We start from the raw sequence: 25,271 nt of genomic DNA, 5'->3' as shown, positions 1-25,271 counted from the left end.
AGACGATGGGCGTGACCTCAAGGTCCCCGGCCGCCTCGCCTGCTCTTCACGGCATCCATTGCGCAAATCAGCCGGCTCCGCAAACCGGAAAAGGGCGTGCCCCGCCACCCGGAGGACCGGGCGCGCGGCACGCAGATCGAGCCGGGAGGGCGGAGCACGCGCCGATCAGCCTGCGTTGCAAGCTGATCGGACAACGCGTTCTCCTCTCCCAGGTGAGAGGGCGATTCACCGATCAGATTGTTCCAATCTGATCGGATCGCGCTCTAGCGGAACAGGATCACCGCCTTCTGCAGGGTGATCCAGATGCCCCAGGCCAAGGGCACGCCCACCACCAGCCAGGCCAGCACCACCACGGGCAGCGCGGTGGTGCCGCTTGCGACGGGGGTGGAGGAGCGGGCGGTGGCGGCGAGCGGGCCGTCCTTGGCCTCCTCCTCGAAATCCTCGAAGTCGGCGTGGGTGGCGTCCTCGCGGGCGACCTCCACGGCCTTCTTCTTCAGCTCGTCGTCCTTCATGTAGAGGTGCTCGGCCACGGGCTTGACCAGAAGGTTCGCGACGAGGCCGACCACGAGCAGGCCGGAGAGGATGTACATGGTCTGGTCGTAGGCCGCCTGCTGGGGGATGCCCGAGGCGATCTGGTATTCGCGCAGGTAGTTCACCAGCACCGGCCCGATGATGCCGGCGGTGGCCCAGGCGGTCAGCAGCCGGCCGTGGATGGCGCCCACCATGTGGGTGCCGAAGATGTCGGCGAGATAGGCCGGGATGGTGGCGAAGCCGCCCCCATACATGGACAGGATGATGCAGAAGGCTGCGACGAACAGCACCACCGAGCCCATGTGCGCCAGCGTCGGGACCGCGGCATAGAGGCCGAAGCCGAGCACGAAGAACACCGCATAGGTCATCTTGCGCCCGAGCTTGTCGGAGAAGGAGGCCCAGGCGAAGCGCCCGCCGATGTTGCACAGGGAGAGAAGCCCGGTGAAGCCGGCGGCGATGGCCGCGATCTGCGCCTTCTGCCCCGCATCGAGCTGGGAGAAGGTGAGATCGAGGCCGATCAGCTTGCCGCCGAACACTTCCTGCAGCATGGGCGAGGCCATGCCGATGACGCCGATGCCCGCCGAGACGTTGAGGCACAGCACCGCCCACAGCAGCCAGAACTGCGGCGTCTTCCACGCCACGTCGAGATGGACATGGCGGTGGGTGACCATGGCGTTGGCGGAGGCGGCCGGCGGAGTCCAGCCCTTGGGCGCCCAGCCCTCGCGCGGCACCCGGTAGCCCAGCGCGCCGCCGACCATGAACACGAAATAGATGGCCGCCATGGCGAGGAAGGTCTGCCACACGCCCACCGAGGTCGGGGAGGCGAAATGCTGCATCAGCATGTTGGCGAGGGGCGCGCCGATCATGGCGCCGCCGCCGAAGCCCATGATGGCCATGCCGGTGGCCATGCCGCGCCGGTCGGGGAACCACTTGATGAGGGTGGAGACCGGCGAGATGTAGCCGAGCCCGAGGCCGATGCCGCCGATGACGCCGGAGCCGATCCACAGCATCCAGATCTGGTGCAGGTAAACGCCCAGCGCCGAGATCACGAGGCCGCCACACCAGCAGAAGGCGGAGACGAGGCCCGCCTTGCGGGGTCCCGCCGTCTCCAGCCAGCCGCCCCAGATGGCGGCGGAGGAGCCGAGCAGCACGAAGAACAAAGTGTACATCCAGCCGAGCTGGGAGATCTGCCAGTCGCAGGAGGTCGCGAACAGGCCGGCGACGAAGCTCATGTCGGCCGGGCAGGCCACCGGCTTGGAGACGCCCACGGCGCGGGACAGCGGCAGCCAGAACACGCTGAAGCCGTAGGCCATGCCGATGCACAGATGGATGGCGAGGGCGGCCGGCGGCACGAGCCAGCGGTTGAAGCTGGCCGAGGCGATGGTGCGCTCGCGGCTCAGGAACGGCGGCGGCGCAAATGTGGTGACGCTCATGTCTCCTCCACGGTGTTTCCGCGCCAATTGGCTTGGCGCTTTTCGCGCAGCCGAAGCCGCGCGTGGCGCCGCTCCCTCAGCAAGGGCGGGGCCAACGGGGAGACATTCAGGTTTTCAATGACTTGATAGGTTGAGGCAGGGGCGAATTGGACAAATTGTCCATCCGAGCGTCCGCACGTCGGGTCAAAATGGCCATCCCGGCTTGGTTTGCGGACGTAAAAAACCCGCGCGGCCGGAGCTGCGCGGGGGCTCTTGATCGGGGATCCTGGTCGGGGCGGTCGTCCGACCGGGCGGGCCGGACGCTGAAGATCAGTTCTGCCCGGCGGCCGTGTGGACCAGCGTGCCCACGTGCTCGCCGCGCAGGGCTGCGGTGAGCCGGCCGGGGACGAGGCCGTTCACCACCTGCACCCGCTCGATGTGGCGGGCGGTGCCCATCACCTCGACCAGCGCGCGATCGAAGGGCAGCGTCGCCGGGCCGTTGGCCTTGGCGAGCTCGGCATAGCTCGTCTCGGCGATCAGCTCGGCCTTGGCCCCGTCGGCGCCGTTGGGATCGGCGGTGTACACGCCGTCCACGTCCTCGACGATGGTGAGGCCGGCGGCGCCCAGCGCATCGGCGAGCAGGAAGGCGCCGGTGTCGGCCCGGTGGACCGGAAGGCGGCTGCCCGTGAACTCGTGATGGTGATAGGGCGGGAAGGCGCTGCCCACCACCGCGCGGGTGGCGGTGAGGTGGATGGCGAGCTGGCTCGCGATGGTCGGGTGCTCGATGTAGGAGACACCCTCCGGCGCCAGCAGCGAGGCGAGGATGTGGCCGTTCTGACCGGCCTCGGAGGCGGCGAGCGGGGCGAGCGAGCCCACCGGCAGGCCGAGGTCGAGGCCGACGCCATAGAGATGGCGGGCGCGCACGCCGGCGCCGGTGAGGATCAGCAGGCGATGCTCGGGCAGCACCTTGCGGATCTCCTCCACGATGGGAAGGATCGCGGATGCGCCCTTGTCCATGATGGACCGGCCGCCGATCTTCACCACCTGCAGCCAGGGCAGGAGACGGATGGGGCGCACGCCGGCGACGGGCCGGGTCAGCGCACCGTCGAGGAGGGTCTGGCTCGCGAGCGGCGAGGCGACATGCTTGATGGTGGACGCTTCGGTCATGATCGTGCCTCTCAGCTCGCGGTGATGATGGTGCCGACGTGCTCGCCGGCGAGGGCGCGGGTGAGGTTTCCGGGCACGAGCCCGTTGACCACCTGGACCTCGCGCACATGGCGCGCCTTCTTCAAAAGGTCGAGCATGGGGAATTCGAGGATGGAGTCGGCAAGGCCACGCGAGAGCATTTCGTCCACCGAGATCTTCGGGATGAAGGTGGCGGCCGTGTCGGTCTTCGGGTTGCCGGTGTAGAGGCCGTTCTCGTCCTTCACATAGATCATCGCCTTGCAACCGAACTGCTCGGCGAGCAGGAAGCAGCCCGCGTCGGTGCGATAGGGCGGGATCACGCCGGCCGGGGCCGGGCGGGTCCACAGGCCGTAGGGCGGCATGCCCGAGAACACCACGCCGTTCACTTCCTTGAGGTAGAGCGGCACGGCCGACATGCCGGCGCCGTCCACCATGGAAATGCCGTGCTTGGCGAGAAGCTGGCCGAGCATGGCGGCGTTCTGGTCCGCCACCGAGGCGCCGAGCTGGGAGAGCACGCCCGCCGGCAGGTTGAGGCCGGCCGCGATGGAATAGAGGTGGCGGGCGCGGGTGCCGGCGCCGGTGCCGATCAGGAGCTTGTGCTTGGCGCGGGCAGCGACGATCTCGTCCACGAGGGGATAGAGCGCGGCGCGGCCACGATCGATCACGCTCTGGCCGCCGATCTTGATGACGGTGGCATCGGGGAGGATGCGGAAGTCCGCCGCGGCGTCCGCCGCCGCCAGAAGCTCCGCGTCCGTCAGCGAGCGCTGCATCAGCAGCGCGTCGAGCTCGGCCGTCGTGTTCGCCATTTGAGATGTCCTTCTTAGCTGGCCCGTGGACGTCGGCCCGCCGGGGGGCGGTTTGCCGGTCCGGGGCTCCTGACCCTGCGCAAGCAGCCGCTGGACGGGATGCTTGAACGGGACCGGAACCGTCTTGGGCCTGACTTAGTTTTGCTGGAAGGACAAAGCAATACGTGAAAAGTATGCGAGTTATTCTCAAGACGGCGCAGATGCTGCCCCGTCTCCGGGAAGAATTCGCGGTTTCCGGAACGTCCGGAAGGAACGACACGGAACGCAGGAATTCACATGCCCCTGAGGCAGGCCGACGAAATCTTCGTCAGCCGAGCCAGATGCCGAGCAGCGCCGCGGCGATGACCCACAAGGCGAGATTGCCCCAGAAGGCGCGCTTCGCCTCGGCGCGGCCGATGCCTTCCAGCGACCCTGGCGAGAGGCGGATGCCGTCGCGGGTCGCCTCGTCCAGCTGCTCCACCACGCGGGCGGTGCGGGTGAGGAGGCCGGGCAGGGTCGCGGCGAAATGGCCCATCTCGCCGAGGCCGGAACCGGCCCGCTTCAACTGGCCCACCGGGCCGAGATTGCCGGCGATCCAGTCCTCCACCACCGGCTTTGCGGTGCGCCACATGTCGAGCTGCGGGTCCAGCGAGCGGGCGACGCCCTCCACCACCACCATGGTCTTCTGGAGGAGAAGCAGTTCCGGGCGCGTCTGCATGTCGAACAGGGCGGTGACTTCCAGCAGCAGCGCCAGCAGGCGGGCCATGGAGATCTGGTCGGCGGTGCGCGAATGGATCGGCTCGCCGATGGCGCGGATGGCGAGGGCGAAATCGTCCACCGAATGGTGGAAGGGCACATAGCCCGCCTCGAAATGCACTTCCGCCGTGCGCCGCCAGTTGCGGGTGATGAAGCCGTAGAGGATTTCCGCGAGGAAGCGCCGCTCCTTCACGCCGAGCCGGCCCATGATGCCGCAATCCACCACCACGAGGCGGCCTTGCGCATCCACGAACAGGTTTCCCGGGTGCATGTCGGCATGGAAGAAGCCGTCGCGCATGGCCTGCCGCAGGAAGGTCTGCATGACGATGCGGGCGATCTCCTTGGGATCATGCCCGGCGGCGATGATGGCCTCCTTGTCGGAGAGCTTGATGCCGTCGATCCACTCGGTGGTCAGCACCTCGCGGCCGGAGCGGTCCCAGTCCACGCGCGGGACATGGACTTCCGGGTCGTCCTGGGTGTTCTCGGCCAGCTCCGCATAGGCGGCGGCCTCGAGGCGCAGGTCCATCTCCATGGAGACGGAGCGGGCCAGTGTGTCCACCACCGTCTCCAGCCGCAGGCGGCGGGCCTCGGCGAAATTGTGCTCGGCGAAGGCGGCGATGCGGCGGAAGGTGCCCATGTCGGACGCGAAGCGGCGGTTCACGCCGGGCCGCAGCACCTTCACCGCCACCTCGCGGCGCTCACCGTCCGGCTCGATCACTTCCGCCTTGTGGACCTCGGCGATGGAAGCGGCGGCGACCGCCGGGCCGAACACGGGGAAGATGTCCTTCACCGGCCGCTCGAACGTGTCGGCGACGGTCGCCTCCGCCACGGCCTGCCCGAAGGGAGGCATGCGGTCCTGCAGCACCTCGAGGTCGCGCGCCACCGAGGCGCCCACCACGTCCGGCCGCGTCGCAAGGAACTGGCCGAGCTTCACATAGGACGGGCCGAGCCGCGACAAGGCGGCGGAGAAACGCTGGCGCCGGTCGCCGGCATCCTTGCGGGCGATCAGCCGCGCGACGTCGAGCAGCGGGCGCGCCAGCGGCGGCGCGGCGGCCGGCGAGACGAGCGAGAGCACACCCTCGCGCGCGAGCACATAGCCGGCCCGGGCGAGGCGCCAGGCATCGGCGACGAGAAGGAAGATCATGGCCGAAGCCTCCGGCCGCAGGGCACCGCCATCAGATGCGGAAGCCCGAATGGAGGGCGACCACGCCCCCGGTCATGCGGGTGAAGGTGACGCGGGCGAACCCCGCCTCCCGCATCATGCCCGCGAACGCTTCCGCCGGAGGAAAGCGGCGGATGGATTCGACGAGATACTGGTAGGGCTCCGCATCCCCCGCCACGCGCTTGCCGATCTCGGGGATCACGCGGAAGGAGAAGGCATCATAGACCTTGTCGAGCAGCGGCACGTCCACCTTGGAGAATTCCAGCACGAAGGCGCGCCCGCCCGGCTTCAGCACGCGGCGCATCTCGCGCAGGGCGAGGTCGATGCGCGGCACGTTGCGGATGCCGAAGGCGATGGTCACGGCATCGAAGCTCATGTCCGGGAAGGGCAGCGCCTCGGCATTGGCCTCCTGGAAGGCGACGCGATCAGACAGGCCGCGCTTTTCGGCGCGCTCGCGCCCCACCGCCAGCATGTCGGTGTTGATGTCCGCGACGATGGCGTCGGTGCCCGGCCCGCCGGCCTCGACCACCCGGAACGAGACGTCGCCCGTGCCGCCGGCGAGATCGAGCAAATGGAAGGGCCGCGCGCCCTGCGGCGGGCGCACCTTGGAGACCAGCGCATCCTTCCACGCCCGGTGCAGGCCACCGGACATGAGGTCGTTCATGATGTCGTAGCGCCGCGCCACCTTGTGGAACACGTCGTCCACCAGCGCCTGCTTCTCGGCGAGGGGCACCGTGCGATAGCCGAAATGGGTATCGGCCCCGCTGTCGCGGGTGTCGTCGGTCGCCGGGGCGGAATTGAGGTCCGTCATCTTGTTTCTGGCCGCGCGCTGTTGCCGTTCGGGCGCGACCTTATCGGATGATGCCGCACGGCGCCATAAAGCCGGCGTCGCAGCCGGACCGGCCCTGCGGGGCCGGCCTCAAGCGTCAGTTGCCCTTCGGGCCGCGGGGGTGCCGGGCGATGCCGGTCACGTCGAATTCGAGTCCAGCCTCAGTGTAGCGGGAATTGGCCGGCGCCTCTTCGGTGGCCTTGCAGCCACGCGAGGAGAAGCTGAGGGGGAAGCGGAGACGGCGCTTGCGGGCGTCGATCTCTTTCCGCAGCGGGAAGACGGGAACGTTGATCGTGATCGTCATAGCCACGCTCCAAAAGTATTCGCGCGTCGAGTTAAGCGTGGAAGAGTTACAAATATTAATCACTTGGTAACACTTCCATGCCGCGGAGGCGTGCTTCTATGGCACATCCCCATAACGCTGGCTGAAGGCGGCGTTTATTGGGCGTTCATGGGGATGAACGAGGGCTTAATCGCGAAGCGCGCGCGCTGTGGCGGAAAGGGCGCGCAGGAAGCCGGCGAAAGACTATTCGGCGGCGGCGCGGGCGATGCGCCAGTGGGCGAGGATCGCCCGGAGCGCGGCGGGTTTGAGCGGCTTGTTGAGGATCTCCATGTCCGCCGCGCGGGCCGCGTCGCGCACCTTCTTGGAGCGGTCGGCGGTGATGAGCACGGCGGGTATTTTCCCCAGTTTCCACCTCAGCGACATGATCGCCTCGATGCCGTGGCCGCCGTCCAGATGGTAGTCCACGAGGGCGACGTCGGGCTTCTTCCGGCGGTGGCGGATGGCCTCAAGGGCACCCTGCGCGCTGGCGGCGGTGATGACGTCGCATCCCCATCCGGTGAGCAGCATCTGCATGCCGTCAAGAATGGCCGGCTCGTTGTCGATGGCGAGGATGGTGAGGCCGTCGAGCTGCGCGCCGCGGCGGGCGGGGCTGGGCGCCACCTCGCGCTCCTCCGGCATGGAGACGGCCACCGGCAGTTCCACCGTGAAGGCGGAGCCCTTGCCATGGGTGGAGCGCAGCGCCACCGGATGCTCCAGCACGCGGGCGATGCGCTCGACGATGGACAGGCCGAGGCCGAGGCCGCGCGCCGCCTTCGCCCCCTGGTCGAGGCGCTGGAACTCCTGGAACACCAGCTTGTGCTTGGAGCGCGGGATGCCGACGCCGGTGTCGTAGACCTCCACCCGCACCTTGCCGCCCACCCGCCGGCAGCCGACGAGGATGCGGCCGCGCTGGGTGTATTTCACCGCGTTGGAGACGAGGTTCTGCAGCAGCCGGCGCAGCAGCCGGCGGTCGGAGCGCACGGCGAGCGAGCAGGGCAGGAAGGTGAGTTCGAGGTTCTTCTCCCGCGCCAGCGGGGCAAATTCCGTCTCCAGCGGCTTCAGCACGTCAGCGATGCGGAAGGCGGAGAACTCCGGCCGCATGACGCCGCTGTCGAGCCGCGAGATATCCAGCAGGGCGCCGAGGATCTCCTCCACCGATTCCAGCGAGGCGTCGATGTTGCCGGCGAGGCGCTCCTCCTCCGATCCCTTGGCCCGCTCCACCATGCTGGTGGCGTAGAGGCGGGCGGCGTTGAGCGGCTGGAGGATGTCGTGGCTGGCGGCGGCGAGGAAGCGCGTCTTGGAAAGGTTGGCCTCGTCCGCCTCCGCCTTGGCGATCTCCAATGCGCCGTTGAGCCGCTCCAGCTCCTCGGTGCGCTCGCGCACGCGCCGCTCCAGCGTCTCGTTGGCGCGCTCCAGGGCGAGCGCGGCCTCGACGCTCGCCGTGATGTCGGTGAAGGTCACGGCGATGCCGCCGTCCGGCATAGGGTCCGAGCGCGCCTCGATCACCGCACCGCGCTGGTGCAGGCGCTCGGAGAATTCGGGGTCGGGGCTCACGTAGCGGGTGACGCGCGTGGCGATGTCGCCGCTTTCCGCATCGTCGGCGGGCGCGGCGGCAAGGATGTCGGTGAGCGGCACGCCCACCGCGTAGCATTCGCCCGGCAGGTCCAGCATCTGGCCGAACTGCCGGTTCCAGCACACGAGGCGCAGGTCGCGGTCGAACACCGCGATGCCCTGGCGCACATGGTCGATGGCGCTTTGCAGCAGCTCGCGATTGTACTGGATGGCGGCGGAGGCATCGTCCAGCAGCTTGAGGGCCGCCTTGGTGGAGACGGCCCGCTTGCGCAGGAGCAGCGAGAGCACGAGGCGGGAAGAGGCCGCGCCCACCGCCGAGGCCAGCAGATGCTCGGCGTGGCGCACCATGCCCGCGTCCGCCTCGCGGTGGGTATCGAGGGCGAAGCCGTGCTGGCGGGCGTAGCTGTCGAAGGCGGCGCGGGCGCGCTCGGCGCCGAGATAGCGCTCCACCGTCGCCATCAGCTCGCCGAGGGAGACGGAGGACCGCCAGCGCAGGAAAGCCGGACGCGCCGGTGGCCGGTCGCCTGCCCCCGCGAACAGGCGCGCCTGCGTGCGCTCGATCTGCGAGGGGCGGGTGAGAAAGGAGACGATGACCAGCGCGAGCGTGTTGAGCCCGAGGCTCCAGGCGACGCCGTGGGCGAGCGGCCCGGCGGTGAGGCCGAGGAGCGCCGTCGGCCGCAAAAGGCCGATGCCGAAAGGCCCATTCTGGAGCACGCCGGCGGAGATCAGCCCGGCCTCGGCGAGGCTGGGCATCATCAGCGTATAGGCCCAGGTGGCGCCGCCCACCACGATGCCGGCGATGGCCCCGGCGGCGGTCGCGCGCTGCCAGAGGAGCCCGGCGGCGAAGGCCGGCCCCACCTGCGCGATGGCGGCGAAGGAGAGAAGGCCGATCTGCGCCAGCTGCACCTCGCCGGTGGTGCGATAATAGAGATACGCGAGCAGGACGATGGCGAAGATCGAGATGCGCCGCACCATCAGCAGCAGGCCGGTCATGTCCTCGCGCGGCTCGCCTTCCGGCTTGGCCGCGCGACGGCGCAGCAGCAGCGGCATCACCAGGTCGTTGGAGACCATGATGGCGATGGCCACGCACTCCACAATGACCATGGCGGTGGCCGCCGAGAGGCCGCCGACGAAGGCGAGCAGCGCGAGGCTGTCGAAGCCGGCGGCGAGCGGCACGGCGAGCACGTAGACGTCGCTGTCCACGAGGTTCAGCGGAAACAGCGTCATGCCCGCCAGCGCCAGCGGCACCACGAACAGGTTGATGAGCACGAGATAGAGCGGGAACAGCCAGCGGGCGCGGCGGATCTCGCTCTCGCCCTTGTTCTCCACCACCGCCACATGGAACTGGCGCGGCAGCAGCATGAAGGCGCCGCCGGACAGGATCGTCATGGTGAGCCAGTTTTCCAGCGACAGCCCGCGCTCGAACGGCGCCAGCGCGCTCGCCTCCCGTGCCGCGTAGAACAATGCGGACGGCCCGTCGAAGATGACGAAGGTCACGAGCAGGCCGACGCCGAGGAAGGCCGCGAGCTTCACCAGCGATTCCGTGGCGATGGCCAGCATCAGGCCGTTCTGGTGCTCGGTGGCGTCGGTGTGGCGGGTGCCGAACAGGATGGCGAAGGCGGCCATGGCGCAGGCGACGAACAGCGCGAGGTCGCCCACCAGCGTGCCACGCCCGTGCTCCCCCGCGAAATGCCCGAGCAGCGCCACCAGCGAGGCCGACACCGCCTTCAGCTGCAGCGAGATGTAGGGGATGGCGGCGATGATGGCGACGATGGCCACCAGCGCCGCGATGCCCTGGTTCTTGCCGTAGCGGGCGGCGATGAAGTCGGCGATGGAGGTGATGTTGTTGGCCTTGGCGAGCCGCACCACGCGCAGGAACAGGGGCGCGCCCACCGTCATCAGGATGATGGGCCCGAGATAGATGGTGAGAAAGTCGAAGCCCTGGGTGGTGGCGAGGCCCACCGAGCCGAAGAAGGTCCAGGAGGTGCAGTAGACCGCCAGCGACAGGGAATAGATCATCGGCCGCGCGGCGCCGCGGCCCGCGTCCGGGCGCAGCCGGTCGCCATAGCTCGCGATGGCGAACAGCAGGCCGATATAGGCCAATGCCACGAAGATGACGACCGAAGCCTGAAGCATGTCCCCCGTCCGGTCTCCCCCACCGGAAACCGCCCGTTCTTGCTCTGTTTAGGGCGACCTCATCACTTCGTAGGGGGCTTGTCCAGCGGGTGGATCAAAGCCGGCTCAGGACGTGGCGCCGGTGGGCACGGGGACGGGTTCCAGGAAGAAGGCCACCGCCAGCCCCACCACCGGCGGCTGCCAGGCGTGGGGGCCGTTGTATTCCATGTAGGTCACGTCGTAGCCCGCCTCCTTCAGCAGGGCGGAATGCGCCCGGCCGGAGCGCTGCACGGGGATCTGCTCGTCGTTCACCCCGTGGGAGATGAACACGCGCGGCGCCCCGCTCTGGCGCTGGACGGACATGAAGCCCGCCGAGGAGACGATGAGGTGGGTGACGAAATGGCCGTTGGTGAGGCCCAGCGAGAGGGTGTAGCTGCCGCCGTCCGAATGGCCGGCGAAGCAGATGCGCGTGCGGTCGATCTCGAAATGCCGGGCGACGAGGGCGAGCGCCGTCTCCAGCCGCTCGCGGTCCGGCCCGTTGCCGGCGATCACGATGTCCCAGGTGGGGAAGACCGATTGCGGCACCAGGAGCAGGAAGCGGTGGGTGAGCGCATGCTGCTCCATCATGGGCAGGATCTTCTGCGCGCTGCCGCCGCCGCCGTGGAACAGCACCATCAGCGGCACCGGAACACCCGGCTCCAGCCCCTCCGGCACCACCAGCAGCGCATCGCGCTCCGCCGAGAGGCCGAGAGCGTGATGGCCGGGGGCGAGCGGCGGCAGGTCTGGCGCGGCGGGGGCGAAGGTGATGTGGCCGGCGAGATGTGGATCGAGCATGGCGGCCTTCCGGTTGTTCTGGCGTTTCCGCATCCGGTGTACCGTATACAAACGCGGGGATGAAGCCGCCGATCAGCCCTGCGCCGCCTTCTCCAGCGTCGCGCGCAGGGCCGTGACCTCGCGCTGGAGGCGCACCACGTCCTCAAGCTTCAGGCCGGTGGCGGCGAGGATGCAGCCGGGGATGTGCCGCGCCTTTTCCTGCAAGGCGCGGCCCTGCGGCGTGAGGCGGACCCGCACCACCCGCTCGTCGGCGGGATCGCGGCTGCGCGAGACATGGCCGAGGGCCTCCAGCCGCTTCAGCAGCGGGGTGAGGGTGCTCGATTCCAGTCCCAGCGAGGTGCCGAGGCTGCCGACGGTGCGGTCGTCCTCGGTCCACAGGCTCACCAGCGCGAGATATTGCGGATAGGTGAGGCCGAGCGCGTCCAGGTGCGGCTTGTAGACCCGCGTGAAGGCGTGGCTCGCGGCATAGAAGGCGAAGCACACCATATCCTCCACCGGCATCGGCGCGGGGACGGCGGGCGTGGGATCTGGACGTGTCTCGGACATGGCGGGCCTCGGGGGGCTCCCTTTCAGATAAATCGCGCACGATAGGATCGCAACCGCTTGACGGGGGCGATCGCCTCGGCTATTTTGATCGTACACGATTTAATCGCTCACTAAATTAAAACCTCAGGAGCCCACCATGCCCGTCAACGTCCTCTACTCCACCTCCGCCCGCGCCACCGGGGGCCGCGATGGCCGCTCCGGCACGCTGGACGGCAATTTCGAAGTCAAGCTCGTCACCCCGAAGGAGCTGGGCGGGCCCGGCGGCGAGGGTGTGAACCCCGAGCAGCTGTTCGCCACCGGCTATGCGGCCTGCTTCCTCGGCGCCATGAAGTTCGTGGCCTCGCAGGGCGGCACCGCCAAGGTGCCGGCGGATGCCACCGTCACCGCCACCGTGGGCATCGGCCCCCGCTCGGAAGGCGGCTTCGGCCTGGAGATCGCGCTGGCCGTGTCCCTGCCGGGCGTGGACCACGCGGAGGGCGAGGCGCTCATCGCCAAGGCGCATCAGGTGTGCCCCTATTCCAACGCCACCCGCAACAATATCGACGTGAAACTCAGCCTCGTCTGATCTCCCCGCCCTGCTGCCCCGACACACCGCCGCTCTCCTCCGGAGGGCGGCGGTTTTGTTTTTGGCGTTGCCTTCGCTCAAGCGCCGCGCGGATGGTTTTTCGTTGCCTTCGCTCAGGCGCCGCGCGGGCTTGGCCGCGCGCGCTACCGCCAACCGCTCAGGCGCCCGAAACGCCCACAGGCGCCACGGCCGATGGGGCCGCGCGCCGGTCAGTGCAATGCTGAATGGGGTGGGAGGCTGGACGAAGACCCGAGACCGGGCTCGTTGGGGCTGCTTCCTTCCGGACCTGACCCGGTTGGCGAGTGGCTCGTCCACCGCCAACCTCCCACGCGCTATATGGCAGGGGGAGGGGTGGGATGCAAGAGCGCCAGCGCCGTGCCGCGTCTCTACCCCAAACCGTCGTCATGCTCCGGCTTGACCGGAGCATCCATGGTTCCGCTGGCGAGGCTTCCGGTGCAGTGTAGCCGCTGTCGCAGCGGAGCTTGAGCATGGAGCGGCGCTATTTCGTCTATCTAGTCGCCAGCAAGCCCCGGGGAACGCTCTATGTGGGCGTGACCAACGACCTGACGCGCCGCATCTTCGAGCACCGGCTCGGAACCACCGGCTTCACCAGCCGCTACCATGTGCAGCGCCTCGTCTGGTTCGAGATCCACGATACGGTCCTGGCCGCCATCCAGCGCGAGAAGCGGCTGAAGACGTGGCTACGGCAATGGAAGATCGATCTGGTGGAAAAGAACAATCCCGAATGGCGGGACCTATTCGACGAGATCGCGCTTCGCTGAGGCATGGGCCCTCCGGTCAAGCCGGAGGGCGACGGCGGGGAGGAAGCCCGGTCGCGGGAATGTCGCGGTGGCGCTGCCCCACCCACCCGCCCAAGCAGCCGTCATGCTCCGGCTCGACCGGAGCATCCATCGGCGGGGGCAGACGCAGAGGTGTGGGATAGGGATGCGAAGCGGGACGAAGACCCAAAACCGGACTCGTTGGGGCTCAATCACTCCCTTCCCGCGCGCCACGACCCTTTGCCTCGTCATATTTTCCTATGTTCGTAAACAGATACCCGATCAGAGCCCCAAATAACGCTCCTACCGCGCTTCCCGCAAGAATACCTTCAAGGGCCAATATAAAAATCATCGGAAGCAATACGACAATTGCTAAAAATTGAATCGAACGCACCCCAAGACCCATTTCTCTTTTGATTCTATGGATCATTATCAGAGATATGCCGACCGGAACCGTAGCTGCTAATATAACCTCGATCCAAAATCGTGCGCTGGATTGGTCCATTAGATTATCCCCCGAGAGCAGATTTCAACTTAAAGTAGGCTTTGCGTCGCGCGCAAGCCTCCATTTTCCCCGGCAACCCCCTTTCCACCCCACCCCTCAACCCGCTCACCCCCCATCCACCCCTACTGGCACCCGCAGCCCCCTAACCCCCTGAAATCACACACGCTCCCCCTCTGGCACACCCCTTGCTGAAACCATTCCAATCCCCCGGCCTCGACGCCGGTGGGGAGGACAAGTCAGCCCAAAGGTCAACCAAAGGGGGGACGCCTTTATGGCCCTCGAGACGTTCTATGAGGTCATGCGGCGGCAGGGCATCACCCGCCGTTCGTTCCTGAAATACTGCTCGCTCACGGCGGCGGCCCTCGGCCTCGGGCCGGAGTTCGCGCCGCAGATCGCGCAGGCCATGGAGACCAAGCCGCGCACCCCGGTGCTGTGGCTGCATGGGCTGGAATGCACCTGCTGCTCGGAGAGCTTCATCCGCTCGGCGCATCCTCTGGTGAAGGATGTGGTGCTGTCGATGATCTCGCTCGACTATGACGACACCCTCATGGCCTCCGCCGGCCATCAGGCGGAAGCGATCCTCGACGAGGTGATGACCAAGTACAAGGGCAACTACATCCTCGCGGTGGAGGGCAACCCGCCGCTGAACGAGGATGGCATGTATTGCATCATCGGCGGCAAGCCCTTCGTGGACCAATTGAAGAAGGTGGCGAAGGACGCCAAGGCCATCATCTCCTGGGGCTCCTGCGCCTCCTATGGCTGCGTGCAGGCCGCGCGCCCCAACCCCACCCGCGCCACGCCCGTGCATGAGGTGATCTTCGACAAGCCCATCATCAAGGTGCCGGGCTGCCCGCCCATCGCCGAGGTGATGACCGGCGTCATCACCTACATGCTCACCTTCGACCAGCTCCCCGCCCTCGACCGCCAGGGCCGGCCGCTGATGTTCTATTCCCAGCGCATCCACGACAAATGCTATCGCCGGCCGCACTTCGACGCCGGCCAGTATGTCGAGAGCTTCGACGACGAGGGCGCGCGCAAGGGCTATTGCCTCTACAAGGTGGGCTGCAAGGGCCCCACCACCTACAACGCCTGCTCCACCGTGCGCTGGAACGACGGCGTGTCCTTCCCCATCCAGGCCGGCCACGGCTGCATCGGCTGCTCGGAAGACGGCTTCTGGGACAAGGGCTCGTGGTACGCGCGCCTCGCCGATCTCAAGGGCTCCGGCTTCGGCATTGAAGCCAATGCGGACCAGGTGGGCCTCATCGCCGCCGGCGCGGTGGGCGCGGGCGTCGCGGCCCATGCCGCCATCAGCGCGCTGAAGCGCGCCCAGCACAAGAATACCGACGGCGCGACCAAGACCGAGGGAGGCGAGAAGTGACCATCCAGACGCCGAACGGCTTTTCCCTCGACACTTCAGGCAAGCGCATCGTCGTCGATCCGGTGACGCGCATCGAAGGCCACATGCGCTGCGAAGTGAATGTGGATTCCAACAACGTCATCCGCAACGCGGTCTCCACCGGCACCATGTGGCGCGGGCTGGAAGTGATCCTCAAGGGCCGCGACCCGCGCGACGCCTGGGCCTTCGTGGAACGCATCTGCGGTGTGTGCACCGGCTGCCACGCGCTGACCTCGGTGCGCGCGGTGGAAGACGCGCTGCAGATCAAGATCCCCAACAATGCCTTCCTGATCCGCGAGATCATGGCCAAGGTGCTGCAGTGGCACGATCACGTCGTCCACTTCTACCATCTGCACGCGCTGGACTGGGTGAACCCCGTCAATGCGCTGAAGGCGGACCCGAAGGCGACTTCGGTGCTGCAGCAGTCCATCTCCGCCCATTCCAAGTCCTCGCCGGGCTATTTCCGCGACGTGCAGAACCGGCTGAAGAAGTTCGTGGAGAGTGGCCAGCTCGGCATCTTCAAGAACGGCTATTGGGACAACCCGGCCTATCTCCTGCCGCCGGAAGCCGACCTCCTCGCGGTGACGCACTATCTGGAAGCCCTCGATTTCCAGCGCGAGATCGTGAAGGTCCACACCATCTTCGGCGGCAAGAATCCGCATCCGAACTATCTGGTGGGTGGCGTGCCCTGCGCCATCAACATGAACGGCGACCTCGCCGCCGGCGCCCCGCTCAACATGGAGCGGCTGAACTTCGTGAAGCTGAAGCTTCAGGAAGCCTTCGAGTTCTCGCAGAACGTCTATGTGCCTGATGTGATCGCCATCGCCTCCTTCTATAAAGGCTGGCTCTATGGCGGCGGCCTCTCCGGCCAGAACGTCATGGACTATGGCGATTACGAAGCCATCCAGGGCCAGAAGAAGACCGACCGCCTGCCCGGCGGCGTCATCCTCAACGGCAACTGGAACGAGGTGCATCCCATCGACCCGCGCGACCCGGCGCAGGTGCAGGAATTCGTCGCGCACTCCTGGTACACCTACGGCGAGGGCAACAACGACAAGGGCCTGCACCCGTGGGACGGCGTGACCGACCCGCAGTACAAGCTCGGCCCCAACGCCAAGGGTACCCGCACCAACATCGAGGCGGTGGACGAGAACGCCAAGTATTCCTGGATCAAGGCGCCGCGCTGGAAGGGCAATGCGGTGGAGGTGGGCCCGCTCGCCCGCTACATCCTCGCCTATGCCCAAGGCGTCGATTACGTGAAGGGGCAGGTGGACGAGGCGCTCGGCACGTTCAACACGCTCGCCGGCACCAACCTGACGCCTAAGCAGGCGCTGCCGACCACCATCGGCCGCACCCTCGCCCGGGCGCTTGAGGCGCACTATTGCGCCAAGATGATGCTGGACGATTTCGACCACCTCATCGCCAACATCAAGGCCGGCGACACCTCCACCGCCAACATGGAGAAGTGGGACCCCGCCACCTGGCCGAAGGAGGCCAAGGGCGTCGGCACCGTCGCCGCGCCGCGCGGCGGCCTCGGCCACTGGATCAAGATCAAGGACGGGCGGATCGAGAATTACCAGTGCGTGGTGCCCACCACCTGGAACGGCGGACCGCGCGATCCCAAGGGCAATATCGGCGCGTTCGAGGCCTCCCTCATGAACACGCCCATGCAGCGCCCGGAAGAGCCGGTGGAGATCCTGCGGACCCTCCACTCCTTCGACCCGTGCCTCGCCTGCTCCACCCACGTCATGTCCGACGACGGGGCTGAGCTGGCGCGCGTCACCGTGCGCTGAGGGGAGGTGGCCATGAGCGACACCTCCCTCTCCGGCACCGCCCCTCCGGCGGCGCCCACAACCCCGGTCGCGCAGGCGATCGCCGGTGGAAAGAAGCTGACCACCGTCTATGTCTACGAGGCGCCGGTGCGCCTGTGGCACTGGGTGAACGCCCTGTCCATCCTGGTCCTGTGCGTCACCGGCTACTTCATCGGCTCGCCCTTCCCCACCCTTTCGGGCGAGGCGAGTTCGCACTACCTCATGGGCACCATCCGCTTCGTGCATTTCTCGGCGGGCTACATCCTCGCCGTGGGATTCCTGGGGCGGATCATCTGGGCCTTCTTGGGCAACAAGTATTCGCGGGAGCTGTTCACCTTCCCTTTCTGGCGGAAGAGCTTCTGGCGCGGCTTCTTCACCGAGGTGCAGTGGTATGCCTTCCTGAAGCCCCGGCCGCTGAAGTTCGTGGGGCACAATCCGCTGGCGCAGGTGTTCCTGTTCTTCGTGATGGTGCTGGGCCTCGCCTTCATGATCCTCACCGGCTTCGCCCTCTATTCCGAGGGCACCGGGCTCGGCTCGTGGCAGGCGAAGCTGTTCGGCTGGGTCATCCCGCTGCTGGGCGGCTCCATGCAGGTGCACACGCTGCATCACCTCGGCATGTGGGTGATCATCGTGTTCATCATCATCCACGTCTATTCGGTGATCCGCGAGGACATCATGTCCCGCCAGTCCATGGTCTCCGCCATCACCAACGGCCACCGCACCTTCCGGGACGACGATCCGGACTGAGCGGCGACCTCTGCGGGGGCAGAGGGCAAGACCCGACGACAAGAGGGCGCGGCGCTGGCCGCGCCCTTTTTCTTTGACGAGATGCCCGGCGCGGACATGGTGCGGCGCATTCCACTTGGTGCTGCATCTGCTAACGATCGTCGCAGGCAGCCCTCGCCCGACCCGGCGAAAACGCTTTCCGGATGGCGGAATATGGACGATCTATTTCCATCTATATCGAAAATCGGTCATAATCCTTCCGATTTCTGACCGGCGAACGGTCCGGCGCCTTCGCCGTCTCTTGATCCGAATCAAGCCTTTGGCTGGCGTCCGCCGCGCTTGGCACGGTCCTTGATTTAGTCGAACTCGAAATCAGACGGCGGCAGACCGTCGTGGGAGGCCATCGCAGGGAGGGCGGCGTCGCATGGACGGCGAACGGATTTGCGCGCGCATTCTGGTGCTCGGCATCGGCAACATATTGTGGGCCGACGAGGGCTTCGGCGTGCGGGTTCTGGAAACCCTGGACCGCGCCTACACCTTCCCCGAGCCGGTGACGCTGCTCGATGGCGGCACCCAGGGCCTCTATCTCCTGCCCTATCTCGAAGAAGCCGAAGGCGTGGTCATCGTGGACGCGGTGGATTTCGGCACTCCGCCGGGCACCGTCCACATCCGCGCCGATGCCGACGTGCCCGCCGTGCTGGCCGCCCGTAAGGTGAGCCTGCACCAGACCGGCTTCCAGGAAATCCTCGGCCTCCTCGCCTTGCGCGGCCACACCCCCGGCCGCATCGTACTGGTGGGCGTGCAGCCGGAGGTGCTGGACGATTACGGCGGCGGCCTCACCCCAACCGTCGCGGCGCAGATCGAGCCCGCCGCGCGCAAGGTGCTCGCCATCCTGAAGGACGAGTTCGGCATCGTGCCGGAGCCCCGTGCGGGCGAAGGATCTCTCGTCACCGCCGCCGTCGCCCGCGATCCCTATGAGACCGAGCGCCCCAGCGCCGAGGAGGCTTGCCGCATCGGCGATGCGCGCGTGCTCGTTCGGGGAGACGCCTGAGCCATGTGCCTCGGCCTGCCCATGCGCATCGAACGCCTCGAAGGGCCCTACGCCCTCTGCTCGGCCGAGGGACGGGAGGAGCGGGTCGATCTCTCCCTCGTGCCGGAAGCCGGCGAGGGCGATCACGTCCTCGTCTTCCAGGGCGCCGCCCGCCGCCGGCTGGAGGCGGAGGAAGCCCGCCTCATCACCGAAGCGCTTTCCGGCGTCGCCGCCATCATGGCGGGGGAGGCCGACACCGCCCTCATCGACCGCGCCTTCGCCGATCTCGTGGACCGCGAGCCGGTCCTGCCGCCCCATCTCGCCGCGGCCTATGCCGCCGGCCAAAAGGAAGCCTGATGCCCCCGCTCGCCGCTCCCGATCTCCATCCCCTCGTCCGTCGCCTCAGCGAGGCCGGCGCCTGGCCCGCCGTCGAGACGCTGGAGGATGCCTCGACGCTCGACGCACGCGACCACCTCCTGTTCCTGCCCTCCCACGGCAAGGCGCATCTGGAGAGCCCTGATATCGCCGTGGTGCTGCCCGAGCTGGTGAAGGCGCTGGGCGGCTCCGAGGCCATCGGCATCGCCATCGCCGGCCCCAAGGCGGAGACGGCCCTGCGGGACAGCATGAGCCTCGCCCTGCCGGCCATCGTGGTGCTGCGCGCCGGCCAGCCGGTGGGCGCCATCGCCCGCATGCGGGACTGGGACGAGTATCTCGACAAGCTCCGTGCCCTGCTCGCCGCCCCCTCCGCCGCCACCCACTGAAGGCTGCCCCCAATGTCTTCGTCCCCCTTCGCCACACAGCCCCCCATCGGCTTCGGCCCCGGCAGCCAGTCCACCTCAGAGGACGAAGGCCTCGCCTACCTCCAGATGCCCTCGGGCATGCGCACCTTCGAGGCGCATCTCATCGAGGTGGAGGACAAGGACCGCTACGCCCCCGCCTTCGCCGTGCTGGAACAGGTCATCGCCGCGTTGGAAAGCTGGCAGCCGGGCGAGAGCCGCATCATCGACCTCGCCCATCTCGACGCCGCCAACCTCGCTCTGGTCGACGAGGCCATGGGCGAGGGCGAGGTGGCGGTGAAGGTGGAAGGACGGGGCGATGTCCGCCCCATGGAAATTCAGGAAGCAACTTTCGCCGGCGTGTGGCGCCTGCGCGGCGCGGCGGGCACCGACCGCATCGAGATCGGCGCCTTCCCGCGTGGCGCCGTGGTGCGCGCGTTCGGCGGCGGGTCCGGCATCGATCTTTCCGGCCTCGACGCGCCCGCGCCCGGCATCTTCAACGCCCCCGCTTTGCTGGTGGAGATCGACGACCGCGCCCGCAGCCGCCAGCCGGGCGATGCGGCGCATATCATCAACCTCTCCCTGCTGCCGCACACGCCGGAAGACCTCGCCATGCTGGACGCGCGGCTCGGCCCCGGCGCGACCACCGTGCTCTCCCGCGGCTACGGCAATTGCCGCATCGACGCGACGGGCACCCGGCATGTGTGGCGGGTGCGCTTCTACAATTCGCAGGACATGCTCATCCTCGACACCATCGAGGTGAGCGAGGTGCCGGAAGTGGCCTGCGCCGCCCGCGAGGATATCGCCGATTCCGCCGAGCGCCTCACCGAGGTGCTGGCGGCCATGCGGTGAGGTTCAAAATGTCCCAGCACAGCTTCTTCGACGGCTCCTATCTCGGCGATCGCGCGCGGCTTGCCCCCACCGCGCGGCTGGAATGCAAGGTCTGCTGGCACGTCTACGACCCCGCCGAGGGGTGCGAGGCGTGGCAGATTCCCCCCGGCACGCCGTTCAACGCTCTGCCCGATCACTGGCGCTGCCCCGTCTGCGACGGCGCCCGCGACGCCTTCATGGTGCTCGACGGCGGCACGCCCGATTTGCCGGCCGTGATGCGCCCCGCCCCGGTCGATCCGGCGCTGGAGCGCCAGCTCGCCGAGGCCCCAAGCCTGTTCGAGGCGGTGTTCCGCGAGATCCATGCGGCGAAGATGAAGGGCGTGCCCTTCGTCAACGGCACCCTCGGCGTGAAGGCGGTGGGCTTCCGCATCCATGCGGGGCGGGTGATGGGCGTGCTGGTGACGCCCTGGTTCATGAACATCGTGCTCCTGCCCAATGCTTCCGACGACTGGTCGCAGCTCAAGACCGGCGAGCGCGAATTCATCGATTTTCCCTCGGGCACCTACGAATTCCTCGCCGCCAACCGGCCCGAGACCGGCCCCTACAAGGCCTGCTCGCTCTTTTCCCCCATGTTCGATTTCTCCTCCATGCTGCAGGCGGTGGAGACGGCCGAGGCGGTGATGCCCGGCCTGCTCGATGCAGCCAACCGGGAGGACGGCACCCGCTCCGGCGAAATCCGCCGCCGGGCGGAAGCGGAAGAAGCCGCGCGCATCGCCGCTGAGACGGCGGCGCTGACGCCCGAGGCCGAGGCGCCCGCCCGCCGCGAGGCGCCGGCGGAACTCTCCCGCCGCTCGCTTCTCCTCGGTCCGCGCGCTGGTGCCGAAGGATTGCGCGCCGAAGATCTGCGGGACGGCGCCGCATGAACGGCTCCCGCGCGCTCCGCAGCCTCACCCTCACGCCGGACGGGCGCGCGGGCGGCTGGCGCGTGGCGCGGGAAGAGGGACCGGACCCCGCCGCGGCCCTCGTCGGCCGCACGCCGAAGGAGGCGGCCCGTCTTGCTCCTCTGGTCTTCAACCTGTGCGGCGCGGCCCACGCCGTCGCCGCCCGTTCCGCCCTCGGCCTCCCGGTCGCGGCGGATGCGGAGGCGATGGCGCGCGAGACGATGCGCGACCATGCGCTCGCCCTGCTCCACACCGTGCCCGTGGCGCTGGGCATGACGCCGGACCGCGCCGCCCTCGCCCTCCTCGCCCGGCCGGATGGCGCTGCCTTCCATGCCGCCCTTGTGGGCGACGCCAGCGATCTTTCCGCCTTCTCCCCCTCCGAGCTGGAAGCCTGGCTCACCGAAGCGCCCACCCCCACCGCCCGCGCCTTCGCCCGCATCCGCGAGGCCGATCCAGCGGAAGGGCGCGTGCATCTGCCGGAGCTGAGCGCGGATGTGCTCGCCGCCACTCTTGCCCGACCGCCCGCCGCCATCGGCTCGCACCGCGAGACCGGCGCGCTCGGCCGCGTCGCTGGGACGCCGCTGATCTCAGCGTTGCTGAGTTCGGAGGGACCGAGCCTGTTCGTGCGGCTGCTGGCGCGGCTGGTGGATGGCCTTGCCCATCTCGCTCCCCGCGCCGCCCCGTCCCTTCCGGCCGGAATCGCACCGGCCGCGCGCGGGCTGCTGGGGCATCGGGCCCAGGTGGAGGACGGGCGGGTGACCGCCTATCGCATCCTCTCCCCCAGCGCCTGGAACCTTGCGCCCGGCGGGTTATTGGAACGGGCGTTCGCCGCGCTCTCGCCGGGCTGGCGGACGCGGTGGCTTGCGCCGCTGCTCGTTTGCGCCATCAATCCCTGCGTGCCCGTCACCCTCTCCTTCGCCACGGAGCCCGCCTATGCATGAGATGGCCGTGTGCGAGAGCCTGCTCTCGGCGATGGAAGAGGCGGCGAAGGCACAGAATTTCTCCCGCGTAACCCGCGTGCGCCTCGCCATCGGCCGCTTCGCCGGCATCGAGGTGGAGGCGCTGCGCTTCGGTTTCGACGTGGTGACGCGCGGATCGCTGGCGGACGGTGCCGAGCTGGTGGTGCTGGAGGAGGAGGGCACCGCCTGGTGCTTCGACTGCTCCGACACCGTGCCGCTCGATCACCGCCTCGCCCCCTGCCCGCGCTGTGGCGGGGAACGGCTCGTGCCCAATGGCGGCACGGACATGAAGATCAAAGACCTGGAGGTGATGTGATGTGCACGGTCTGCGGCTGCAGCGGCGACGGCGCCACCATTTCCGAGGCGCACGGTCCTTCCCATGCCCACTCTCATGCCCATGGTCACGACCATCCGCACACCCACACCCATGCGGACGGCACCACCCACAGCCATGCCCATGATCACGCCCACGGGCATGACCACGGGCATGACCACGACCATGGTCATCACCATCATCACCACGACGATCACCTCCACTCCGCCCCCGATACCGGCACGCTGGACTACGGCGCCGGCCCCGCCCGCGCCCATGCGCCGGGGCTCAGTCAAGCGCGCATGGTGGAAATCGAGACCTCCATCCTCGCCAAGAACGACGATTACGCCGGCCGCAACCGTACCCGGCTGAACGCCGCGGGCGTGCTGGCGCTGAACCTTCTCTCCGGCCCCGGCGCGGGCAAGACCACGCTTCTCGTGGAAACGCTGAAGGCGCTTTCCGGCCGCATCCCCTGCGCCGTCATTGAGGGCGACCAGCAGACCGACAACGACGCCGCCCGCATCCGCGCCGTGGGCACCCCCGCGGTGCAGATCAACACCGGCAAGGGTTGCCACCTCGACGCCCACATGGTGGGCCACGCGCTGGAGAAGCTGCCCCTGCCGCCCGGCGGCGTGCTGTTCATCGAGAATGTGGGCAACCTCGTCTGCCCCGCCGCCTTCGACCTCGGCGAGACGAAGCGCGTCACGCTCATCTCGGTGGCGGAGGGCGAGGACAAGCCGCTCAAGTATCCCGACATCTTCGAGGGCGCGGATCTCGTCCTCATCACCAAGGCCGACCTCGCGCCGCACGTGGACGCGGACATGGCGCTGCTTGAAGCTAACATCCGCCGCATCAACCCCACGGCGGACATCCTCACCACGTCCTCGCGTGGCGAGATCGGGCTCGCCCGCTGGATCGGCTGGCTGGAAGCCGCCCGCGCCGCGCGCCTGAACGAGCTTGCGAGCGCTCGCGAGGCCGAGGCCTCGGCCCTGCGCGCAGCGGCGGGAGGGGCGCGATGAACCGGCGTCCGGCCATTCTGGTGGTGGATGACGAGCCGCGCTCGGTGGAGGTCATCGCCCGCGTGCTCGACGAGGAGTTCGACGTCTTCACCGCCCTGAATGCGGAGGAGGCGCGGCGCATCCTCGAAAACGAGTGGATCCAGGTGATCTTCTGCGACCAGCGGATGCCGCAGACCTCCGGCGTCGCGCTGCTCACCGAAGTGCGCGAGCGCTGGCCGGACATCCTGCGCATCATCGTCACCGGCTACACCGAGCCGGAGGACATGATCGGCGCCATCAACGACGCCGGCATCTACCAGTTCATCCCCAAGCCCTGGCATCCCGACCAGCTGCTGCTCGCCGCGCGCAACGCCGCGCACCTGTTCCAGCTCCAGCGGGATCACGAGCGGCTGAACCTGGAAATGAAGCTCACCGCCGGCAATGCCGAGGCCCGCCTCGGCGCGCTGGAAGCGCGGGTGAAGCAGAATTTCCACTTCGACACTTTGGTGCGCGCCCCCGGCAGCCCGCTCTCGCAGGTCTGCACCCGCGCCGCGCAGGTGGCGACCTTCGACGTGCCGGTGCTGATCCATGGCGAGACGGGCACCGGCAAGGAATTGCTGGCCCGCGCCATCCATTATTCGAGCCTGCGCTCGGACCGGCCGTTCTTCGCGGTGAACTGCGGGGCGATCCCGGACGAGCTGCTGGAGTCCGAGCTGTTCGGCCACAAGAAGGGGTCGTTCACCGGCGCGCACGTGACGCGCATCGGCCTGCTCGATCAGGCGGACGGCGGCACCATCTTCCTCGACGAGATCGGCGACGTCTCGCCCGCCTTCCAGGTGAAGCTGCTGCGCTTCCTGCAGGAGGGCGAGATCCGCCCGGTCGGCTCCAACGAGGCGAAGCGGGTGAACGTGCGCGTGCTCGCCGCCACCCATCGGGACCTCAAGGGCGAGGTAGCCCGCGCCCGCTTCCGCGAAGACCTCTATTACCGCCTCTCGGCCATGGTGCTGACGCTACCGGCGCTGCGCGAGCGGCGGGCGGACATTCCGGTGCTCGCCCAGAGCGTGCTCGATGCGCTCTCCAGCCAGCACGGCAAGCGGGTGCGCGGGTTCAGCGACGAGACGCTCGCCTGCATGTCCGCCTATGACTGGCCGGGCAATGTGCGCGAACTGCAGAATGAGGTGACGCGCATGCTGGTGCTCGCCGAGCGCGACACCCTCTCCGCCGATCTCCTCTCCCCCCACGTGGTGCGTGCCGCCGCCGCCGAGACGCGGGCGCCGGAGACTTTGGCCAATTCCTCCATCGCCCTGCCCGACAGCGGGCCGCTGAAGGACCGCATCGAGCGCATGGAAGCCACCATCCTCACCGAGACGCTGGTGCGCTGCCGCTGGAACAAGAGCCGCGCGGCGGAGGAACTCGGCCTCTCCCGCGTGGGCCTCAGAGCCAAGCTCGACCGCTACGGCATCGCCCGTGGCGGGGCGTTTGGGCAGCATTGAGGGGGTGGGGGATGGATCGGGATCAATCCATGCCGGCCTGCCTCCCCTCTCCCCTTGCGGGAGAGGGGTTGGGGGTGAGGGGTGAAGGCGTTTGCCGCA

Annotated in this window: 24 protein-coding genes and 1 other RNA gene; 14 read left to right on the top strand and 11 right to left on the bottom strand. The window is 68.2% G+C overall.

The window, feature by feature from the left end; translation table 11 throughout:
• Nucleotides 1-263: 263 nt before the first annotated feature.
• The 9 genes from ACT54R_RS24385 to ACT54R_RS24345 form a co-directional block, all read right to left on the bottom strand.
• Nucleotides 264-1,964 (bottom strand): OFA family MFS transporter, encoded by a 1,701-nt coding sequence (locus ACT54R_RS24385; RefSeq protein WP_476331310.1) that lies wholly within the window; start codon nt 1,962-1,964, stop codon nt 264-266.
• A gap of 309 nt (nt 1,965-2,273) precedes the next feature.
• Nucleotides 2,274-3,110 carry an amino acid kinase family protein gene (locus ACT54R_RS24380; RefSeq protein ID WP_476331307.1) on the bottom strand — a complete coding sequence of 279 codons (837 nt, stop codon included), beginning with the start codon at nt 3,108-3,110 and terminating at the stop codon, nt 2,274-2,276.
• 11 nt (nt 3,111-3,121) lie between these two features.
• Nucleotides 3,122-3,934 (bottom strand): amino acid kinase family protein, encoded by an 813-nt coding sequence (locus tag ACT54R_RS24375; protein WP_476331304.1) that lies wholly within the window; start codon nt 3,932-3,934, stop codon nt 3,122-3,124.
• 307 nt (nt 3,935-4,241) lie between these two features.
• Nucleotides 4,242-5,813: a 2-polyprenylphenol 6-hydroxylase gene (gene ubiB / locus ACT54R_RS24370; RefSeq protein WP_476331301.1), complete on the bottom strand. Its 1,572-nt coding sequence runs from the start codon at nt 5,811-5,813 to the stop codon at nt 4,242-4,244.
• Between the two features lie 31 nt (nt 5,814-5,844).
• The gene (ubiE, locus tag ACT54R_RS24365) at nt 5,845-6,642 is read right to left on the bottom strand and encodes a bifunctional demethylmenaquinone methyltransferase/2-methoxy-6-polyprenyl-1,4-benzoquinol methylase UbiE (RefSeq protein ID WP_476331298.1); all 798 of its coding nucleotides are present in this window, start codon (nt 6,640-6,642) and stop codon (nt 5,845-5,847) included.
• Nucleotides 6,643-6,757: 115 nt separating this feature from the next.
• Entirely contained in the window at nt 6,758-6,964 is a 207-nt protein-coding gene (locus tag ACT54R_RS24360) for a hypothetical protein (RefSeq protein WP_168457216.1), read from the bottom strand.
• 222 nt (nt 6,965-7,186) lie between these two features.
• Nucleotides 7,187-10,690, bottom strand: coding sequence for a PAS domain-containing hybrid sensor histidine kinase/response regulator (locus ACT54R_RS24355; RefSeq protein ID WP_476331294.1), 3,504 nt, complete (start codon nt 10,688-10,690; stop codon nt 7,187-7,189).
• 105 nt (nt 10,691-10,795) lie between these two features.
• Entirely contained in the window at nt 10,796-11,503 is a 708-nt protein-coding gene (locus ACT54R_RS24350; protein ID WP_476331292.1) for an alpha/beta hydrolase, read from the bottom strand.
• Between the two features lie 72 nt (nt 11,504-11,575).
• The gene (locus ACT54R_RS24345; RefSeq protein WP_476331397.1) at nt 11,576-12,004 is read right to left on the bottom strand and encodes a MarR family winged helix-turn-helix transcriptional regulator; all 429 of its coding nucleotides are present in this window, start codon (nt 12,002-12,004) and stop codon (nt 11,576-11,578) included.
• A 181-nt stretch (nt 12,005-12,185) separates the two neighbouring features.
• On the opposite strand from ACT54R_RS24345, the gene ACT54R_RS24340 reads away from it, so the two are divergent.
• Nucleotides 12,186-12,614 carry an organic hydroperoxide resistance protein gene (locus tag ACT54R_RS24340; protein ID WP_476331289.1) on the top strand — a complete coding sequence of 143 codons (429 nt, stop codon included), beginning with the start codon at nt 12,186-12,188 and terminating at the stop codon, nt 12,612-12,614.
• A 228-nt stretch (nt 12,615-12,842) separates the two neighbouring features.
• Here the strand turns inward: ACT54R_RS24340 and ffs are convergent.
• Nucleotides 12,843-12,941: signal recognition particle sRNA small type (gene ffs, locus ACT54R_RS24335), an RNA gene on the bottom strand.
• Nucleotides 12,942-13,102: 161 nt separating this feature from the next.
• Here ffs and ACT54R_RS24330 point away from each other — a divergent pair.
• Nucleotides 13,103-13,396 carry a GIY-YIG nuclease family protein gene (locus ACT54R_RS24330; RefSeq protein WP_476331286.1) on the top strand — a complete coding sequence of 98 codons (294 nt, stop codon included), beginning with the start codon at nt 13,103-13,105 and terminating at the stop codon, nt 13,394-13,396.
• A gap of 205 nt (nt 13,397-13,601) precedes the next feature.
• Here ACT54R_RS24330 and ACT54R_RS24325 read toward each other — a convergent pair whose 3' ends face one another.
• Nucleotides 13,602-13,898, bottom strand: a complete 297-nt coding sequence (locus tag ACT54R_RS24325) for a hypothetical protein (RefSeq protein ID WP_394113940.1) — start codon at nt 13,896-13,898, stop codon at nt 13,602-13,604.
• Nucleotides 13,899-14,169: 271 nt separating this feature from the next.
• On the opposite strand from ACT54R_RS24325, the gene ACT54R_RS24320 reads away from it, so the two are divergent.
• The 12 genes from ACT54R_RS24320 to ACT54R_RS24265 all read left to right on the top strand — a co-directional run bounded on the left by ACT54R_RS24320 (nt 14,170) and on the right by ACT54R_RS24265 (nt 25,172).
• Complete coding sequence (locus ACT54R_RS24320; protein ID WP_476331282.1) at nt 14,170-15,276, top strand: hydrogenase small subunit; 1,107 nt, start codon at nt 14,170-14,172, stop codon at nt 15,274-15,276.
• A complete protein-coding gene (locus tag ACT54R_RS24315; RefSeq protein ID WP_476331279.1) occupies nt 15,273-17,087 on the top strand; it encodes a nickel-dependent hydrogenase large subunit in 1,815 nt (604 codons plus the stop codon). The genes ACT54R_RS24320 and ACT54R_RS24315 overlap by 4 nt, the downstream gene beginning before the upstream one ends.
• Before the next feature lie 12 nt (nt 17,088-17,099).
• Nucleotides 17,100-17,852, top strand: coding sequence for a Ni/Fe-hydrogenase, b-type cytochrome subunit (cybH, locus tag ACT54R_RS24310; protein ID WP_476331276.1), 753 nt, complete (start codon nt 17,100-17,102; stop codon nt 17,850-17,852).
• Between the two features lie 403 nt (nt 17,853-18,255).
• The gene (locus ACT54R_RS24305) at nt 18,256-18,882 is read left to right on the top strand and encodes a HyaD/HybD family hydrogenase maturation endopeptidase (RefSeq protein ID WP_476331273.1); all 627 of its coding nucleotides are present in this window, start codon (nt 18,256-18,258) and stop codon (nt 18,880-18,882) included.
• A 3-nt stretch (nt 18,883-18,885) separates the two neighbouring features.
• Nucleotides 18,886-19,218: a HypC/HybG/HupF family hydrogenase formation chaperone gene (locus ACT54R_RS24300; RefSeq protein ID WP_476331270.1), complete on the top strand. Its 333-nt coding sequence runs from the start codon at nt 18,886-18,888 to the stop codon at nt 19,216-19,218.
• Nucleotides 19,218-19,622, top strand: a complete 405-nt coding sequence (locus ACT54R_RS24295) for a thioredoxin domain-containing protein (protein WP_476331267.1) — start codon at nt 19,218-19,220, stop codon at nt 19,620-19,622. Before ACT54R_RS24300 ends, ACT54R_RS24295 begins: the two co-directional genes overlap by 1 nt.
• A 12-nt stretch (nt 19,623-19,634) precedes the next feature.
• The gene (locus tag ACT54R_RS24290) at nt 19,635-20,489 is read left to right on the top strand and encodes a hydrogenase expression/formation protein (protein ID WP_476331264.1); all 855 of its coding nucleotides are present in this window, start codon (nt 19,635-19,637) and stop codon (nt 20,487-20,489) included.
• 8 nt (nt 20,490-20,497) lie between these two features.
• Nucleotides 20,498-21,391: a [NiFe]-hydrogenase assembly chaperone HybE gene (locus tag ACT54R_RS24285; RefSeq protein WP_476331261.1), complete on the top strand. Its 894-nt coding sequence runs from the start codon at nt 20,498-20,500 to the stop codon at nt 21,389-21,391.
• Nucleotides 21,388-22,350 (top strand): nickel-dependent hydrogenase large subunit, encoded by a 963-nt coding sequence (locus ACT54R_RS24280; RefSeq protein WP_476331258.1) that lies wholly within the window; start codon nt 21,388-21,390, stop codon nt 22,348-22,350. Before ACT54R_RS24285 ends, ACT54R_RS24280 begins: the two co-directional genes overlap by 4 nt.
• Nucleotides 22,343-22,684, top strand: a complete 342-nt coding sequence (gene hypA, locus ACT54R_RS24275; RefSeq protein WP_476331255.1) for a hydrogenase maturation nickel metallochaperone HypA — start codon at nt 22,343-22,345, stop codon at nt 22,682-22,684. Before ACT54R_RS24280 ends, hypA begins: the two co-directional genes overlap by 8 nt.
• Nucleotides 22,684-23,700 carry a hydrogenase nickel incorporation protein HypB gene (gene hypB / locus ACT54R_RS24270; protein WP_476331252.1) on the top strand — a complete coding sequence of 339 codons (1,017 nt, stop codon included), beginning with the start codon at nt 22,684-22,686 and terminating at the stop codon, nt 23,698-23,700. The genes hypA and hypB overlap by 1 nt, the downstream gene beginning before the upstream one ends.
• Nucleotides 23,697-25,172 carry a sigma-54-dependent transcriptional regulator gene (locus ACT54R_RS24265; protein ID WP_476331249.1) on the top strand — a complete coding sequence of 492 codons (1,476 nt, stop codon included), beginning with the start codon at nt 23,697-23,699 and terminating at the stop codon, nt 25,170-25,172. The genes hypB and ACT54R_RS24265 overlap by 4 nt, the downstream gene beginning before the upstream one ends.
• Nucleotides 25,173-25,271 lie beyond the last annotated feature (99 nt).

The sequence above is a fragment of the Xanthobacter sp. DMC47 genome, assembly GCF_056313845.1.
Note: the sequence above shows the minus strand (reverse complement) of the source record. Positions and strands in the feature narration are given on the sequence as shown.